This is a genomic window from Streptomyces sp. NBC_01255, assembly GCF_036226445.1.
Taxonomy (GTDB): domain Bacteria; phylum Actinomycetota; class Actinomycetes; order Streptomycetales; family Streptomycetaceae; genus Streptomyces.
The window spans coordinates 6,811,878-6,829,788 of the sequence record NZ_CP108474.1 but is presented as its reverse complement, the minus strand read 5'-3'; the positions used below and the strand labels follow the sequence as shown (position 1 = coordinate 6,829,788).

Annotated in this window: 12 protein-coding genes; 3 read left to right on the top strand and 9 right to left on the bottom strand. The window is 71.8% G+C overall.

Features of this window, described 5'->3' with window-relative positions:
* Positions 1-43: 43 nt before the first annotated feature.
* The 6 genes from OG357_RS30915 to OG357_RS30890 all read right to left on the bottom strand — a co-directional run bounded on the left by OG357_RS30915 (position 44) and on the right by OG357_RS30890 (position 7,775).
* Entirely contained in the window at positions 44-532 is a 489-nt protein-coding gene (locus OG357_RS30915; protein ID WP_329625749.1) for a hypothetical protein, read from the bottom strand.
* Positions 529-1,554, bottom strand: coding sequence for a ParA family protein (locus OG357_RS30910; RefSeq protein WP_037631020.1), 1,026 nt, complete (start codon positions 1,552-1,554; stop codon positions 529-531). The genes OG357_RS30915 and OG357_RS30910 overlap by 4 nt, the downstream gene beginning before the upstream one ends.
* A gap of 448 nt (positions 1,555-2,002) precedes the next feature.
* Complete coding sequence (ald, locus tag OG357_RS30905) at positions 2,003-3,118, bottom strand: alanine dehydrogenase (RefSeq protein WP_329624258.1); 1,116 nt, start codon at positions 3,116-3,118, stop codon at positions 2,003-2,005.
* Positions 3,119-3,266: 148 nt separating this feature from the next.
* A complete protein-coding gene (locus OG357_RS30900; protein ID WP_329624257.1) occupies positions 3,267-5,252 on the bottom strand; it encodes a tetratricopeptide repeat protein in 1,986 nt (661 codons plus the stop codon).
* 145 nt (positions 5,253-5,397) lie between these two features.
* A complete protein-coding gene (locus tag OG357_RS30895) occupies positions 5,398-6,024 on the bottom strand; it encodes an NUDIX hydrolase (protein WP_329624256.1) in 627 nt (208 codons plus the stop codon).
* 77 nt (positions 6,025-6,101) lie between these two features.
* Positions 6,102-7,775, bottom strand: coding sequence for a CTP synthase (locus tag OG357_RS30890; protein ID WP_329625748.1), 1,674 nt, complete (start codon positions 7,773-7,775; stop codon positions 6,102-6,104).
* Between the two features lie 501 nt (positions 7,776-8,276).
* Between OG357_RS30890 and OG357_RS30885 the strand changes: the two genes are divergently transcribed.
* Both OG357_RS30885 and OG357_RS30880 read left to right on the top strand, forming a co-directional pair.
* On the top strand, positions 8,277-10,079 hold the full coding sequence (locus OG357_RS30885; RefSeq protein WP_329624255.1) for a glycoside hydrolase family 15 protein: 1,803 nt from the start codon (positions 8,277-8,279) through the stop codon (positions 10,077-10,079).
* Positions 10,080-10,154: 75 nt separating this feature from the next.
* Positions 10,155-11,537, top strand: a complete 1,383-nt coding sequence (locus OG357_RS30880; protein ID WP_329624254.1) for an FAD-binding oxidoreductase — start codon at positions 10,155-10,157, stop codon at positions 11,535-11,537.
* A gap of 6 nt (positions 11,538-11,543) precedes the next feature.
* Here the strand turns inward: OG357_RS30880 and OG357_RS30875 are convergent, their stop codons facing one another.
* Both OG357_RS30875 and OG357_RS30870 read right to left on the bottom strand, forming a co-directional pair.
* Positions 11,544-13,196 (bottom strand): flavin monoamine oxidase family protein, encoded by a 1,653-nt coding sequence (locus OG357_RS30875; RefSeq protein WP_329624253.1) that lies wholly within the window; start codon positions 13,194-13,196, stop codon positions 11,544-11,546.
* Between the two features lie 97 nt (positions 13,197-13,293).
* Positions 13,294-14,808, bottom strand: a complete 1,515-nt coding sequence (locus OG357_RS30870; RefSeq protein WP_329624252.1) for an APC family permease — start codon at positions 14,806-14,808, stop codon at positions 13,294-13,296.
* A 162-nt stretch (positions 14,809-14,970) separates the two neighbouring features.
* Here OG357_RS30870 and OG357_RS30865 point away from each other — a divergent pair, with 162 nt between their 5' ends.
* Positions 14,971-16,593 (top strand): PucR family transcriptional regulator, encoded by a 1,623-nt coding sequence (locus tag OG357_RS30865; RefSeq protein ID WP_329624251.1) that lies wholly within the window; start codon positions 14,971-14,973, stop codon positions 16,591-16,593.
* Positions 16,594-16,643: 50 nt separating this feature from the next.
* Here the strand turns inward: OG357_RS30865 and OG357_RS30860 are convergent, their stop codons facing one another.
* Positions 16,644-17,807, bottom strand: a complete 1,164-nt coding sequence (locus OG357_RS30860; RefSeq protein WP_329624250.1) for a glycosyltransferase family 4 protein — start codon at positions 17,805-17,807, stop codon at positions 16,644-16,646.
* Positions 17,808-17,911: the final 104 nt, after the last annotated feature.

Below are 17,911 nucleotides of genomic sequence, written 5' to 3'. Positions count from 1 at the left end.
GGTTCCAGGAGGTACGGAGAGCTCGGCAGCCCGCAGGCTACCGTCAGCGGCCGCGCAGGCGGCGTACGAGGATGCTCGCGTCGCCGCGGGACTCCAGGTCCGCCAGGACCACGGCGACGGCCTCCCGGACGATCCGGCCCCGGTCGACGGCGAGACCGTGCTCGCCCCTGAGGACCAGCCGGGCGTGCTCCAGGTCCATGAGCTCCTCGGCGGAGACGTAGACCGTGATCTTCTCGTCGTGGCGCTCGCGGCCGCTGGGCCGCCGGTTCGGGGTACGGCCGCCGCGCCGCCGGGCGGCCGGGGCCGGCACCTGCGCCGCGTTCGCCGGCTTCGGGGCGGGGCTCTCCGGCTCCGCCGTCCTGGCGCGCGGTTCGGCCGCCTCGGAGCCCGCCGTCGCGTGTTCCGCGGAGCCCTCGGCCGCCGCCGTGTCGCTCTCACCCGCCGGAGCCGGGACGGCCCGGCGGGGTGAGGACGACTGGAGCGCCGTCCCCCCGGTCGTACGGAAGAGTTCGTCGGCGCCGGGCAGACTCACTCGGCGTGACACCGGGCGAGCACCTCCCTGGCGAGCTGACGGTAGGCGGCGGCGCCCACGGAGTTCGAGGCGTACGTGGTGATGGGCTCGCCGGCGACCGTGGTCTCCGGGAAGCGCACCGTCCGCCCGATGACCGTGTGGTAGACGTGGTCGTCGAAGGCCTCGACGACGCGCGCGAGCACCTCACGGCTGTGCACGGTCCGCGAGTCGTACATCGTGGCGAGGATGCCGTCGAGCTCCAGGTCGGGGTTGAGCCGCTCCTGGACCTTCTCGATCGTCTCGGTCAGCAGCGCCACTCCGCGCAGGGCGAAGAACTCGCATTCCAGCGGCACGATGACCTTGTGAGCCGCCGTCAGGGCGTTCACGGTCAGCAGGCCGAGCGAGGGCTGACAGTCGATCACGATGTAGTCGTAGTCGTTCATCAGCGGCTTCAGGGCGCGCTGGAGCGTCGACTCGCGCGCGACCTCGCTGACCAACTGGACTTCGGCGGCCGAGAGGTCGATGTTGCTCGGCAGCAGGTCCATGTTGGGAACGGCGGTCTTGAGGAGTACCTCGTCCGCCGACATGCCCCGCTCCATGAGCAGGTTGTAGACGGTGAGGTCGAGCTCCATCGGGTTCACGCCGAGACCGACCGACAGGGCTCCCTGCGGGTCGAAGTCGACGAGCAGCACCCGTCGTCCGTACTCGGCGAGCGCGGCACCCAGGTTGATGGTCGACGTGGTCTTGCCGACGCCGCCCTTCTGGTTGCACATCGCGATGATCTTCGCGGGTCCGTGGTCGGTCAGGGGACCCGGGATCGGGAAGTACGGCAGCGGCCGTCCGGTGGGGCCGATCCGCTCGCGGCGCTGGCGGGCAGCGTCGGGTGCGAGGGTGGCCGCGTACTCCGGGTCGGGCTCGTACTCGGCGTCGGGGTCGTAGAAGTGCCCCTCGGGCACCTCGTCAAAGGCGGCGAAGTGGGTGGACTCTCGGCCCATCTCGTTGCCGGCCGTGGCGTTCACGTGTAGGCCGTCCATCGTCTTCATCGTGTGGGCTGTCGTCATGGGCTGGTGCGTCGCGAAGGTCCGCACCGCGACGGAGCCGATCGGGGCACCTGGCGCACCGCTCCCGGGAGTAATTGTCGACTCATTCACAAGTCGTCTTACCTCCTTGGATGTCACCAGGAACATTTATCGATAGGTCAGCGTGGCACCATGCCGACGGTTGGCGACTCTATGGCGTGTCACCGCTCCGCAGCAACACAATCCGCCGGACCCGGCCGGATGTGTCGGCAACCGAACACGTCTCTGTCAAGGGTGCGCAGGCATGCATCCACACGTTTCAGGGGTGCGCGAAACGGTTAAAGGGTTACGTTCGAGGCGAGTTGCGCGGGCCCCGGACGGGGCCGGACGCACAGTCGGCCGGACCTTGTCGAACAAGGTCCGGCCGGGTGTGTGGCATTGACGGCACCGGTTGACGGCGGCGCCTCGGGGGTCAGGCCAGGAGGGTGCTCAGCTCGACGTGGTCGAGGCCGTGCGCCTCGGCGACCTCCTTGTAAACCACCTTGCCGTCATGGGTGTTGAGGCCCAGACCGAGCGCGGCGTCGCGGCGCAGCGCCTCGACCCAGCCGTTGTTCGCCAGCGACACGATGTAGGGCAGCGTGGCGTTGGTGAGGGCGTAGGTGGAGGTGTTCGGGACCGCGCCCGGCATGTTGGCGACGCAGTAGAAGACCGAGTTGTGGACCTGGAAGGTCGGCTCGGCGTGGGTGGTCGCGTGGGAGTCCTCGAAGCAACCGCCCTGGTCGATCGCAATGTCGACAAGGACACTTCCGGGCTTCATCTTGGCGACGAGCTCGTTCGTGACCAGCTTCGGGGCCTTGGCACCCGGGATGAGGACGGCGCCGATGACGAGGTCGGCCTCGACGACGGCCTTCTCCAGCTCGTAGGCGTTGGAGACGATCGTCTTCACCTTGGTGCCGAAGATCTTGTCGGCCTCGCGGAGCTTGTTGATGTCGCGGTCGAGCAGGGTCACGTGGAAGCCCATGCCGACGGCGATCTGCGTGGCGTTCCAGCCGGAGACGCCGCCGCCGATGACGACGCACTCGCCGGCGTGGGTGCCGGGGACGCCGCCGGGCAGGACGCCACGGCCGCCGACCGAGCGCATCAGGTGGTAGGCGCCGACCTGCGGGGCCAGGCGGCCCGCGACCTCGGACATCGGGGCGAGCAGCGGCAGGGCGCGGTTCGCGGTCTCGACGGTCTCGTAGGCGATGGCGGTGGTGCCGGACTCCAGCAGCGCGTCCGTGCACTCGCGGGAGGCGGCGAGGTGCAGGTACGTGAAGAGCGTCTGGTCCTTGCGGAGGCGGTGGTACTCCTCCGCGATGGGCTCCTTGACCTTGAGCAGCAGGTCGGTGGTGGCCCAGACCTCGTCGGCGGTGGCGAGGATCTCGGCGCCGGCGGCGACGTACTCCTCGTCCGTGATCGAGGAGCCGACACCGGCGTTCTGCTCGATGAAGACCTGGTGGCCGTTGCGGACGAGCTCGTGGACACCGGCAGGGGTGATGGCCACGCGGAACTCGTTGTTCTTGACCTCGCGGGGGATGCCGACCTTCATCGTCGATCACGGTCCTTGAATCTGGGGGAGACAACTGGGGTACTTCGATACATACCCGGATGCACTGCGGCGCACCGGGGCAGACCACGTTCGAACGCGGCGGACCCAGTCTAATGAAGGAGTTCCCGGTGTCTAGCCTTTCAAAGTACTAATCTTTCTCGAACCCACTGCGGATTTCGTAGGCTGCGCCTTCCGTTTCCAGCAATCGCTCGGCTGCGGCCCTGTGCAGCCTGGCGGCGGCCGGGTCGCCGAGCCGGTCGAGGGTGTCCGCGAGCCGCAGCTGGAGCGCCGCCTGGAGCCGGGTGTCCTGCGCCCGCCGGGCCCACTCCACCGCCTCCTCGCAGGTCCGCAGCGACTCCTCGGGCCGCCCCGCGTACTCCTGGACCCGGGCCGCCTCGCTCAACGCCCGCGCGTGGCCCGGGAGATCGGCGAGCCTGCGGTAGCCGGCGGCGGCGGCCCGCCAGTTCCGCAGCGCCTCGCCGTACCGCCCCGCGTACGTCTGTACGGCGCCCAGGCGGCCGTACAGACGGGCCTGGTCGGGGCGCTCGTCCCGGGCGAGGCGCTGGGCGAGCGCCCGCCCGTACCAGTCGCCGGCGCGCTGCCAGTCCCCCAGCTCTTGATACGAGCCACCTACGGATTCCATTGCGCGACCGGTGGCATACGGATCATTTGCTGCCCTCCCGGCATCCAAAGCCAACCGATATCGCAGCAGAGCGTCCTTCGTGCGTCCGGTCTTCGCATCGAGATCGGCCAGGTTCAGCAGGGCGGCCGCCCGCTCGCGGTGCAGTCCGCGCCGCTCGGCCACGTCCAGGACCAGCTGATGGAGGCCGTACAGCTCGGGCGCCGCCGCCTCGGCGCCCCGGTGCGCCGCCAGCGCCCTGACCAGGGAGGCGATCAGGCGGCGGGCCAGGGTGTCGAGCTCCCCGTCGGCGACGGCGAGGCGGGCGGAGGCGAGCAGGACGGGCCGGCGGGAGCGGAGCCAGTCGGCCCCGGCGTCCCGGTTCGGGAAGCGCAGGGCGCGCGGCAGACCGGCCAGTTTCAGCCGGGCGGCCGAGCCCTCGGGTTCGGTGACCGCACGGCACGACTGGAGGAGCCGTACGGTCCGCTCCAGCATCCGGGCCCGGGCGAGCTGCACCTCGGCGGGCCGGTCGCGCTCCTCCAGCCGAGCGCGAAGGAGGGGGACGAGATGGCCGGGGACCTCGTACTGCCCGTCCTCGCCACCGGAGACGAGCCCCAGGGCGGCGAAGTCGGCGAGGGTGGTGGCCGCCGCGGAGACCGAGCAGCCGGCCAGGGCGGAGGCGGTGTGGGCGTCGGCCCGGCCGAGCGGGGCCAGGGAGAGGAATCGCAGTATCCGGGCGGCGGTCGCGGGCAGCGCCTCGTGGGCGAGGAGGAAGGTCCGGGTGAGCGGGTCACCGCTCAGCCCGCGGAGCTGCTTCGCGAGGTCGGCGACAGAGGCCTTGGGGCGGGCGGCGAGCCAGCCCCCGGCGAGGACGACCGCGCCAGGCATGCCCCCGCACTCCTCGACGAGGCTCTCGGCGGCCTGCGGGTCGACGGTGATGCGGACGGAACCGGTGAAGGCGGTGAGCAGCTCGATGGCCGACTTGGGGTCGAGTCCGCCGAGGGTGCAGGGCCGTACGTCGGGGATGCCGGTGAGCGGCCCGCGCGACACCCCGACCACCAGGGTGTCGGGGTCGTCGGGGATCAGCGGGTCGGCCTGCTCGGCGTCGACGGCGTCGTCGAGGATCAGGACGGCCCGGCGCCCGGCGAGGGCGTGGCGGACCAGCTCGGTCAGCTCGTCCTCGCCGGCGCCGGGCGGCTCGGCCACGCCGAGCGCGGCCAGGAGTTCCTGGGCGACGCGGGCGGTGGGCACGGGGTCGCCACCGGGCTCGGTGAGCCGGGCGCGGAACACCCCGTCGGGGTAGCGGTCGGCGAGCCCGTCGGCCAGCTCCTCGGCGAGGGCGGTGCGCCCGGAGCCCGGCTTGCCGGCGACGAGCAGGACCCGGGCCCGGGGTGCCTTGCGGCCCGTGAGGGTGTCGAGGCCGGTCCGTTCGATGTCGGCGCGCAGGGCCTTCAACTCCCGCTGCCGGCCGAAGAACCGCCGGCCCACGGCCGCCGCCACCGCCTGATCCGTCACGGGCCACGCTCCCGTCCACCTGCGCACGAGCCGATCCCGCGGGGGTCTCCGCACGGGTGATTCCGAGCGTAGTTCAGGGCGCGGCACGGACCCGGTGGAGCGCGGCGGACACATCCCCCGATCGGATCAGCCGATGGTCACACCGCTACGCCTCGAACGGGCGGGCCGGCCAGGGCGCCTCCGCCGGGCGCAGCGCCTCGACGCCTTCGGCCGCGCGCGCGGCGGCCAGCGACAGGACGCCCACCACCAGGCAGTTGTTGTGCAGCTCGCCCGCGAGGACCCCGCGCACGAGCTCCGCGAGCGGCACCCGCGCGAGCTCCATGTCGGCCTCCTCATCGGAGACCTCGAAGCGCTCACGCCCCGCCTCCGCGAGGTCCCGCGCGAGGAAGATCCGTACGGCCTCGTCGCAGCCGCCGGGGGACGTGTAGACGTCGGTCAGGACCCGCCAGTCCCCGGCCTTGACGTGGGCCTCCTCGTACAGCTCGCGCTGGGCGGCGTGCAGCGGGTTCTCGCCGGGCACGTCGAGGAGCCCTGCGGGGATCTCCCACAGCTTCTGCCGCACCGGGTGCCGGTACTGCTTGAGCAGCAGGACCCGGTCCTGCTCGTCCAGGGCCAGGACGGCCACCGAGCCGGGGTGGACCTGGTAGTCGCGGCGGGCGACCGTGCCGTCCGGCATGACCACGTCGTCCGTGCGGACACTGGTCTTGTTGCCCTGGAAGGGGGTCGTCGTCGCCACGACCCGCCACTCCTCCGGGGTGTCCTGCAACTCCATGTGCTGTCCTCCCACATACGAAAGCCGGGGTACGCGTCCGTGAGGACCCGTACCCCGGCAACGTTAACGCCCGGCGGTTACTTGGCCGTCTTGCCCGTCTTGCGCGCTTCCTCCTGCCGCTGCACGGCTGCCTTGACCAGGCCCGCGAAGAGCGGGTGCGGGCGGGTCGGGCGGGAGCGGAGCTCCGGGTGCGCCTGGGTGGCGACCAGGTAGGGGTGGATCTCGCGCGGGTACTCGACGTACTCCACGAGCTTGTTGTCCGGGGAGGTGCCCGAGAAGACCAGGCCGGCCTTCTTCTCCAGCTCCGCGCGGTAGGAGTTGTTCACCTCGTAGCGGTGGCGGTGGCGCTCGTCCACGTACGGCTGGTCGTCGTAGACCTCGCGGACGATCGAGCCCTCGGCGAGCTTCGCCGGGTACAGGCCCAGGCGCATCGTTCCGCCCAGGTCGCCGGCGCCCTCGACGTACGCGAGCTGCTCCTCCATCGTGGAGACGACGGGGTGCGCGGTGGCCGGGTCGAACTCGGTGGAGTTGGCGTCCGGGATGTCCGCGAGGTTCCGCGCGGCCTCGATGACGATGCACTGGAGGCCGAGGCAGATGCCGAGCAGCGGCACCTTGTTCTCACGGGCGTACTGGATCGCGCCGATCTTGCCGTTCACACCGCGGTCGCCGAAGCCGCCGGGGATGAGGATCGCGTCGACGTCGCCGAGCTGCTTCTTGGCGCCGGCCGGCGTCTTGCACTCGTCGGAGGTGACCCACTTGACCTTGACCCGGGCCTTGTTGGCGAAGCCGCCGGCCCGCATGGCCTCGGTGATCGAGAGGTAGGCGTCGGGCAGGTCGATGTACTTGCCGACGAGCGCGACGGTGACCTCGTGGTCGGGGTTGTGCACGCGGTCCAGCAGGTCGTCCCAGGTGGACCAGTCCACGTCGCGGAACGGCAGGTCGAGCTTGCGGACGACGTAGGCGTCCAGGCCCTCGGTGTGCAGGACCTTCGGGATGTCGTAGATCGACTTGGCGTCGATGGCGGCGACGACCGCGGCCTCGTCGACGTCGCACATCAGCGAGATCTTGCGCTTGATGGCGGTCGGGACCTCGCGGTCGGCGCGCAGGACGATCGCGTCCGGCTGGATACCGATGTTGCGCAGGGCGGCGACCGAGTGCTGGGTCGGCTTGGTCTTCAGCTCGCCGGAGGGGCCGATGTAGGGCAGCAGCGAGATGTGCACCACGAAGACGTTGTCGCGGCCGACCTCGTGGCGGACCTGGCGGACGGTCTCCAGGAACGGCAGGGACTCGATGTCGCCGACGGTGCCGCCGACCTCGGTGATGACGACGTCCACGTCGTCCGTCGCCATGCGGCGGATCCGGGACTTGATCTCGTTGGTGATGTGCGGGATGACCTGCACGGTGTCGCCCAGGTACTCGCCGCGCCGCTCCTTGGCGATGACCTGCGAGTAGACCTGGCCGGTGGTGACGTTGGCCGAGCCGTCGAGGTCGACGTCGAGGAAGCGCTCGTAGTGGCCGATGTCCAGGTCGGTCTCGGCGCCGTCGTTGGTGACGAACACCTCGCCGTGCTGGAAGGGGTTCATCGTGCCCGGGTCGACGTTCAGGTACGGGTCGAGCTTCTGCATCGTGACCCGCAGGCCTCGGGCCTTGAGGAGCGCACCCAGGCTGGAGGCGGTCAGTCCCTTGCCGAGGGAGGAGGCGACACCCCCGGTGACGAAGATGTGCTTGGTCGTCGTGGTGTTGGGCGGCATCGCCAAGAGGGGGCTCCCGTGGTCGCGTTCTGGAGGTGCGTACCGGCGTCCCCTCCGGAAGAATCGGGGGGTGCCGTCGCTGCGGTTTCGGGGTCCTCGGCTGTCGCCGTTTCCCACCGGTCCACGGGGTACCAGGGTATCAGCGACATCGGGAGGCCGCTTCCGGCCACACGCGGCAGTCGGGTGTACACGGACGGCTACGGAAGGGGGTGGGGCGGGATTCGTCAGGTGGGGCATCGACGGGGTCACGGGCCTGTTCACCCGATCGGAGCAGCGACGTTACCCGCGTGATCACCGGGTCACTAGGGTGCGACGTATTCTGCTCGGACATTGCCCGCCGAGCAGGCCGGCCGGCGGCACCACCCCGCCACCTCGGCCGGCGCGAGCGCTCGTCGACGATCCCTTGACCGCTGAGACAACCAGACCCGGCTGACACCCAGCCGGCGCATCCGAGCAAGCGCCCCACGGGGCGGACGTGGCCGTTCGACTGGAGTGAAGCACGTGGCCGGGCGCATCGAGGATTACGCACTCATCGGAGACATGCAGACGGCCGCCCTGGTCTGCCGGGACGGCAGCGTCGACTGGCTGTGTCTCCCCCGCTTCGACTCCCACGCGGTCTTCGCGGGACTGCTCGGCACCGAGGAACACGGGTTCTGGCGGGTCGGTCCCACCGTGTCCGAGGACGCCGAGCCGCCCCCGGCCGACCGGCGCCGCTACCGGGGCGACTCGCTGATCCTGGAATCCGAGTGGGACACCCCGCGCGGCACGGTCCGGGTGACGGACTTCATGCCTCCGCGCGACGGCGCCCCGCAGATCATCCGGATCGTGGAGGGCGTCTCCGGCCGGGTCGCGATGCGCTCCGCGCTGCGGATGCGCTTCAGCTACGGCCGGATCGTGCCCTGGGTCCACAAGGTCGGCGAGCGCACGGTCGCCGTCGCCGGGCCCGACTCGGTGTGGCTGGACACGGACGTGGAGACGCACGGCGAGGACCTCACCACGTACTCCGAGTTCACCGTCTCCCCCGGTGACCGGATCACCTTCACACTCTCCTGGCAGCCCTCCCACAAGGAGCCGCCCGCGCTGCCTGACCCGGAGGGCTCGCTGGAGGCGACCGCCGACTTCTGGCGCGAGTGGGTCGAGCACTGCACGTACCACGGCCCCTACCGGGAGGCCGTCGTCCGCTCGCTGATCACCCTGAAGGCGCTGACGTACGCGCCGACCGGCGGGATCGTCGCCGCGCCGACCACCTCGCTGCCCGAGGAGATCGGCGGCGTCCGCAACTGGGACTACCGCTACACCTGGCTGCGGGATGCGGCGATCACCCTCTCCTCGATGCTGCGCACCGGCTACCGCGAGGAGGCCCGCGCCTGGCGGGACTGGCTGCTCCGCGCGGTCGCGGGCGACCCCGAGAACCTCCAGATCATGTACGGCATCGCGGGCGAGCGGGAGCTCGGCGAGGCGGAGCTCGACTGGCTCCCGGGGTACGAGAACTCCGGCCCGGTCCGGGTCGGCAACGGCGCCGCCAACCAGCTCCAGCTGGACGTCTACGGCGAGGTCACCGAGGCCCTCCACCTCGCGCACATGACGGGTCTCTCCCGCAACGACTACGCCTCGCTGCTCCAGCTGAAGCTCATCAGGTACCTGGAGACCCACTGGGACCAGCCCGACGAGGGCATCTGGGAGGTCCGCGGCCCGCGCCGCCACTTCACCCACTCCAAGGTGATGGCCTGGGTGGCCGTCGACCGCACGATCAAGCTCATCGAATCCGGGGACGCCGACGGCCCGCTGGAGCGCTGGCGCGAGCTGCGCGACGAGATCCACCGGGACGTCTGCGAGAAGGGCTACGACCCGGAGCGGAACACGTTCACGCAGTCGTACGGCTCCAAGGAGCTCGACGCCTCGCTGCTGCTGATTCCGCAGATGGGCTTCCTGCCGCCGGACGACAAGCGGGTCATCGGCACGATCGAGGCGATCCAGCGGGAGCTGTCCACGGAGGACGGCTTCGTGCTGCGCTACCCGACGGCCGGCGAGGAGGCCGGCGTCGACGGTCTGGAGGGCGACGAGGGCGCGTTCCTCGCCTGCTCGTTCTGGCTCGCCGACGACCTGGCGATGATCGGCCGGGTCGACGAGGCCCGCACGCTCTTCGAGAAGCTGCTCTCCCTCCGCAACGACCTCGGGCTGCTCGCCGAGGAGTGGGACCCGCGGCTCCAGCGCCAGGTGGGGAACTTCCCGCAGGCGTTCAGCCACGTCCCGCTGATCGACACCGCGCTGCGCCTGACGGCCAGCGGGGCGTACGGCGGCTGACGCAGCCCCGCGCGGGGGACAGCACCCGGACCTACGATGAGAGGGTCCCGTCCCCCGTACGAAGGGGGGGCTCTGATGGGTCCCCACGTCTCCGAAAGCGCCCTTGCCGGACTGGTCGAGGACCTGGCCGGTGAGGTGCTCGTCCCCGGCGATCCGGGCTACGACGAGGCGCGTGCGCTGCACAACGGCATGATCGACCGGCGCCCGTCGGTGATCGCCCAGTGTGCAGGCCAGGCCGACGTGTCCAACGCGATCCTGTTCGGCCGCGAGGCCGAGCTGCCGATCGCGGTGCGCGGCGGCGGGCACAGCGTCGCCGGGGCCTCCATGATCGACGGCGCGCTGATCGTCGACCTCCGCCGGATGCACGGTGTCGTCGTGGACCCGGAGGACATGACGGTACGGGTGGAGGGTGGGGCGACCATGGCCCACCTGGACCACGCGTGCCAGCCGTTCCACGTGGCGACCACCGGCGGGCGGGTGTCCACCACGGGCGTCGGCGGGTTCACGCTGGGCGGCGGCTCGGGCTGGCTGGAGCGGAAGTTCGGTCTTGCCAGCGACAACCTGCTCGCCGCCGACCTGATCACCGCCGAGGGCAAGCACGTCCACACGGACGCGGAGGAGAACCCGGAGCTGTTCTGGGCGCTGCACGGCGGCGGCGGCAACTTCGGGGTGGCGACCTCGCTGACGATGCGGCTGCACCCGCTGCCCCGGATGAGCGTCGCGATGCTGTTCTTCCTGCCCGACAACGCGCCCGAGGTGGTGCGCACCTTCCGCGATCTCGGCGCCCGCGCGCCGGACGAGATGGGCGGCGGCGCGATCTACATGCCCGCGCCCCCGGAGCCGTTCGTTCCCGAGGAGCTGGTCGGCAGGCTGGTCTGCGGGACACTGTTCACGTACACCGGCCCGGTCTCCGAGCTCCGTGAGTTCGCGGCGCCGCTGTTCGCGTTGAAGCCCGTTGTCGAGGTCGTCACGGACATCCCGTACGTGGACCTGCAGTCGATGCTCGACGATCCGCCGGGGCTGCGGAACTACTGGTCGGCCGAGTACCTGCGGGACTTCCCCGACGAGGCCGTGGACGTCTTCTGCGACCGCGGTGCGCGGATCCCGGCGTCGACCGCCACCCAGCACGTGCTGTTCCTGATGGGCGGGGCCGTGGCCGCGGGGTCCTCCGGGTACCCGCAGCCGTGGCGCACCGCCCCCTGGGCGGTCCACCCGTTCGCGACCTGGGAGGACCCCGCGTACGACGAGCAGGCGAAGCAGTGGGTCCACGACGTGCGGGCCGACGCGCGGCCGTGGGCCCTCGACGCGACGTACCTGAACTTCATCGGCGCCGAGGGCGAGCAGCGGATCGTCTCCTCCTTCGGTGAGGAGAACTACCGCCGGCTCGCCGCCGTGAAGGCCGAGTACGACCCCGACAACGTGTTCCGCTTCAACCAGAACATCGTGCCGGCCGGCTGAGCCGGCTCACCGCAGCGCGTCGATCACCTCCTTGGCGGCCCGCTCGCCCTCCGTGGCCCCGCCCTCCATGAAGCCCTGGAAGTCGTAGCTGCAGTGCTCGCCGCCGATGTGGACGTTCCCCTGTGCCGTGCCCTCGTACCCCGCGTACCTGTGGAGGTAGCCGACGGGCCAACAGGAGTACGCGCCGAGCGCGTACGGGTTCTTGTGCCAGGCGGAAAGCTGGGCGCGGCCCGTGTACGCGCGGGAGGTGCCGGGGAAGAAGGCGTCGATGCCCGCGAGGTAGCGGGTGACGAGGCCGCGCACGTACGGGTCGGACTCGGTGGAGAACGGCCCGGCCGGGTTCAGGTTCCGGGCCAGGCTGCCCCCGCCGTACTGGATGAGGATGCCGCCGGTGCCGCCCTGGAGCTTGGTGGTGTCCCAGGTCTGCTGGACCTCGCTGTCGGTGAAGCAGTCTCCGGCGGAGACCCCGGGCCAGGGGCCGGTGCCGCGCCAGGGGCGGGTGCCGAACTGCATGTTGAGCTTGGTGCAGTGGCCCATGCGGGCGTCTCGCAGCAGGTTCCGCATGAGCGGGTCGAAGCCCGCCTGGGAGAGGTCGAGCTGCTGCAGGACCGGCAGCGGGAGACAGAGGATCGTGTGGTCGGCGGTGACGGTCCGGGTCGCGCCGGCCTCGGTGAAGGTCAGCGTCTGCGTGCCGTCGGCGTTGGCTCGTACGGCGGTCAGGGACCAGCCCCGGCGCAGGGTGCCGGGGGCGAGGGCCCCGGCGATGGCGTTCGGGAGCTGATCGTTGCCGCCGACGATGTGGTACCGCTCGTTGGACAGGCCCCAGATGTTGAAGTTGCCCGGATTGGTCTGGTAGCCCATGAGCAGGACGAGGGCGAGTGAGGACTGTTCGGTGGTGTCGGCGCCGTACTCGACGTTGTAGGCGACGTCGATGAACTTGCCGAGGGGCGAGGAGTGGCCGCCCGGGACCCGGGTCTCGATCCACTCGTACACGGACATGTCGTCGAGGGCGGTACCGGTGGGGGTGGTCTGGTTCCAGAAGACCTCGCCCGCCTCGGAGAGGTGGCGGCGCAGCGCCTGGTAGACCCCGTTGAAGTCCTCGTCGGCCTGGTGGCGCGGGTAGTAGGCGCCGTCGAACCAGAGGACCTCCTCGGCTCCGTTGGGTCCGCCGCCGAGGAAGTCCTCGACGTCGAGGTCGAAGCGGCGGCAGAGCTCAAGGATCTTCTTGTGGCTGGTGTCGATCAGCTCTCCGCCGATCTCGGAGGTCTGGCCGTACGCCCAGTGGGTGCGCTGGGTCCACATGCGGCCGCCGACCCGCGAGGGATTGGCCTCGTAGAGGACGGGGCTCAGGCCGGCGTCCTGGAGGGTGAGCGCGGCGGTGAGGCCGGATATCCCGGCCCCGACGACGGCGACCCTGGCGGTGCTCTTGACGGGCGGGTCCGGGGTGGCGGCGCGGGCGGGGACGGCCCCGCCCAGGCCGGCGGCCCCGGCGGCGCCGACGGCGAGACCGGCGGCGGCCGCGTACGTGAGCAGGGAGCGGCGCCCGAGGGCGTCGGCTCTCATGCCTCTGAGCTCGTCGACGGGCAGGGACAGCCGCCGGGCGTCGGCGTGCTCGGCGGCGAGACGCTTCAGGAGGTGCATCGGGTTGGTGCGTGCCATGGAGCGCTCCTGGGAGAAGGGGGAATCGGCTCTGCGGTACGACGGGGATGCGGCTCTGGGTACGACGGGGGAATCGGCTCCGGCGTACAGCGGGGATTCAGCTCTGGGTTGCGGCGGCGGGAGCGGGGGCCGGCTCGGCGGGGCGCTCGGTCGCGTCCTCCAGGACGATCCGGCCGATGATCTCGTAGCGCTCGGGCCGCTTGGCCTTGAGGTAGAAGCCGAGGCCGAGGCCGCCGAAGAAGACCACGCCGACGATCCACGGGATCGCCTTGAAGAAGAGGGAGTCGGCGGCGAGACCGGCCGCGGTCTCCATGTTGACGACCAGCAGGACGACGACGGCGATCATGCCGATGCCGCCGAGGAGCGGGGCGGTGAGGGTCCTGAACCAGTGCCGGTCCTCGGGGTGGTTCTTGCGGAAGTAGCCGATGACGGCGAAGGAGCAGAGGGTCTGGACGATGAGGATCGCCATCGTGCCGAGGATCGCGAGCAGCGTGTAGAGGTGGATGTACGGGTCCTGGCCGGTGAGCCAGAAGGCGACGACGAGGCCGACGGCGATCGCGCTCTGCACGTAGGAGGCGATGTACGGCGAGCCGTACCGCCTGTGGGTGCGGCCGAGCGCCGGGTGGAGGAAGCCCTCGCGGCCGATGGCGTACAGGTAGCGCGACGCGCACTGGTGGAAGGCCATGCCGCAGGCGAAGGAGCCGGTCAGCAGCAGCCACTGGAAGGCGTCGACGGCCCAGGCGCCGATGAAGGACTGGGTGGGGGCGAAGAACAGGTCGAGCGGCGAGGCGGAGGCGGACAGCTTCACGGACCCGGCGAGGCCGTTTCCGGCGATCGTCATCCACGACACGTAGATGTAGAAGAGGCCGACGCCGATGACGGAGATCAGCGTGGCGCGCGGGATGACCTTCTTCGGGTTGCGCGACTCCTCCCCGTACATCGCGGTCGACTCGAAGCCGACCCAGGACCAGAAGGCGAAGAAGAGTCCGAGCCCCGCCGAGGTGCCGGTGAAGGCGTTCACGGGGTTGATCGGCTCGACCGGGATGCCGTCGGGCCCGCCGCCGGCGATCAGCACGGCGGTGGCGACCGCGAAGAGGACCGCGATCTCCGCGATGAGCATCACGCCGAGCGCCTTGGCGGTCAGGTTGATGTCGAAGTACGAGAGGACGGCCGTCACGGCCAGCATGACCGCCGCGTACAGGATCCACGGAATGTCGACGCCGAGCTGATCGGCGACCGTCGTCTTGGCGAAGTACGCGAAGACGCCGACGATCGAGGCCTCGAAGACGATGTACGCGAGGACCGCGAGCATGCCGGAGGCCATGCCGGCGATCCGGCCGAGACCGTGCGAGATGTAGCCGTAGAAGGCGCCCGCGGCCGTGATCCGCTTGGCCATGGCGACGTAGCCGACGGAGAAGACGGTCAGGACGAGCGTCGCGAAGAGATAGCCGGCGGGTGCGCCGGTGCCGTTGCCGAAGCCGACGGCGATGGGGAGGTTGCCGGTCATCGCGGTGATCGGGGCCGCGGTGGCCACGGCCATGAAGACGACGCCGACCAGACCGACGGAGTTCGCCTTCAGCCGGTGGACCTCTGGGGTGGAGTTCTTTGCCATGGCGCGAGAGCATCCTCGCGTGTGATGCAGGCCACAATCGACATGCGGTCGCACAATTCCCGCCATGGGGCGACGAGTTGTCGCCCCGATGTACGAAGTGTCCGGTCCCGTAACCGTGGGGTGATGTCACCGGAACGCGGACGCGGGGTAGCGTCCGGGCCCATGGACAATCAGGGCGGGATCACCGTGCAGCGGGCACTCGAACTCCCGGGGCTGCGCGGCGGGCTCCCGGAGGTCGTCGCCGGCGCGGACCGGCTGCACCGCACGGTGCGCTGGGTGCACGCCGGCGAGGTGCCGAACATCGCGTCGCTGCTCAAGGGCGGCGAACTGCTCCTCACGACGGGGCTCGGTCTGGGCACCCGCCCGGCCGAGCAGCGGGCCTTCGTCCGCCGGCTCGCCGACCGGGGCATCGCGGCGCTCGTCGTCGAACTGGGCCCGCGCTTCGCCCGCCTCCCGGCGACGATAGTGGAGACCGCGCGGGCGGCGGGGCTGCCCCTCGTCCAGCTCCACCGCGAGGTCCCCTTCGTCGCCGTCACGGAGGAGATCCACACCGAGATCGTCAACGGCCACTACGCGCTCCTCCGCCAGGCCGAGGAGGTCCACCGGCAGTGCACGGAGGCCCTGCTCGGCGGCGGCGGGATCCCGCAGGTCCTGCGCATCCTGTCCGACTTCGCCGCGAACCCGGTCTTCCTGGAGACCGCCGACGGCCAGCTGCTGTACGCGGCGGGCACCGAGGCCGGCCCCGCCGACCCGCTCCAGGTGTGGGACGGGCTGCGCGGCCAGCGCGCGGCCCGCGAATCCGGCCCGCCCACCGGTACGGTCCTCGTCGACGTGCCCGGCGGCGGCCCCGGTACGGGCTCGGTCCGGGCCCGCCTGGTCCTCCTCGCGGTCTCCGGCGCCCTCTCCCCCGTCCACCGGATGGCGGCCGAGCGGGCGGCGGGCATCCTGGCGGTGGTCCTCATGCAGGCGCGCCAGGAGGAGGAGCTGGCCGCACGCGGCCGGGGCGACTTCCTGACGGACCTGGCGGAGGGCCGGATCACGGCGGAGGCCGCCCCCGCCCAGGCCCGGGTCCTCGGCTTCAAACCGGGCGACGGCCCGCTGCTGCCGGTGGTCATGCGTCTGGCCTCGGAACTCTCCCCGTCGGGCAACTGGGCCCTCCTGGCCCGAGCGGTCCTCGAAGAACTCTCCTCGGTGGGCGTCCCCGTCCTCCTGGGCGTCCGCCCGGTAGAGGGCCGGGTCCCCCTCCTCCTGGGCCTGCGCTCGGAGTCGGAGCGCACGGCCGTCGCGGACCGGGTCGCGGCGGCGCTCCGCGCGGGCGTGGAGCGGGCCGGTCTGGAACGTGCGGGCGTCCACCCGCCGGTGGTCGTCGTGGGCGTCGCCGGAAGCTGGGCGGCGGCGTCGGCGGGCCTGCGGCACGCGGCGGAGACGGCGACGGCGGCGGAGGGCCTCTCGGAACTCCCCTGGTACGACGCCCGCCGCCTGGACATCGACCTCCTCCTGTGGCGCCTGCGGGACCACCCTGACCTGGCGGCCTTCGTGGACCGTGCGATCGGCCCGCTCCGCGACCACGACCGCACGTCCCGGCCGCCGCTGCTGCCGACGCTGGAGACGTACCTGGCCCACGCGGGCCGCAAGGCGGAGACGGCCCGCGAACTCCACCTCAACCGCCAGACCCTCTACAACCGCCTGGCCCGCATCTCCGAACTCCTGGGCACGGACCTGGACGACCCCCAGACGGTCCTGGCCCTCTCCCTGGCCCTGAGAGCAAGACGCCACACGACGTAAGAGTTCCGGGAAGGGGTGGGGTGGGGGAAACACCCCACCCCACCACCCCGTCAGCGCCCGGCCAACTCGTCGTACACGCTCAGCACATGCGCGACCGTCTCGTCCTCCGTCGGCCACGTCCCCGCCTGCACCCGCCCCGCCGCCGCCAGGTCCATCCGCCGGTCCGCGTCCTCCAGCAGCCCCCGCACCGCCCCCGCGAGCGCCGCCGCGTCTCCGTACGGCACGAGCTCCGCCGCGTCCCCGACCAGTTCCGGCACCCCGCCGACCGCCGTCGCGACCAGCGGCACGCCGAGCCGCAGCGCCTCCTGCGCGAGCAGGGAGCGGGCCTCCCGGCGCGACGGGAGGACCGCGACGTCCGCCGCGGCCAGCAGCTCCGCCACGTCGTCGCGCCGCCCGATCAGCCGCACCGCGAGCCCCTCCGCGGTGATCCGCCGCTGCAGCGCGGCCCGTTCGCGCCCCTCGCCCGCGATGACGAGCAGCGGCTGCGGGTCGAGGTCCCGCCACGAGCGCGCCGCGTCGAGGAGCGTCCCATACCCCCGGCCCCGTTCGAGCGCCCCGACGGCCATCAGCAAGGGCCGGTCGACCGCGCCCAGTTCGGCACGGGCCTTGCCGTCGTGGAGGCAGACGGGCCCCCGCGCGGCCGGCACGGTCACGGGCGCGAGCCGGGCGTCCCGCGCCCCGCGCCGCCGCGCCCGGTCGACGAGTTCGGACGACGTGCCGAGGACGACGGACGCGGCCCGTACGGTCCTGCGCTCCAGGAGCCGCTGTACGCCGCCCCGCGCCCCGTCCAGATGGTTCCGGCTGTGCCAGGTCGTGACGAGCGGCGTACGCCCCCCACCGGACGCCGGCCCGCCGGGCGCCGGCCCGCCGAAGGCCGTCCCATCGGACACCGACCCCGCGGAAGCCCGCCCCCCGCACGGCGCCGACAGCGCGAGCGCGGCCCGCACGGAGGCCTGCAGCCCGTGCGCGTGGACCACGTCCGCGCCGATGCAGGCGTTACGGAGCGCGGTGACGGTCGCGGGGTCCCCGAGGCGCGGCAGGGGCACGAAGTGCGCGCCGGCGCCGAGGTAGTCGTAGAGACGGTCGAGTTCTGCCGGGGCGCACACGGTCACCCGCACGCCCCTCGCCACAAGCCCCGAGGCGAGTGATCGGACGTGGGAGCTGCTGCCCGCGCTGCCGCCGCCCAGCACTTGGACCGTACGGAGCTGTGTCACGCGCCCAAGGATGCCAGCCCGTACCGCCGACCGTACGCACGTTCCGGCACCGAAGTGGCGTCGTTCCCTTGTACGGAGGGCGTCCGCCGTCCCGGCCCGCCGCA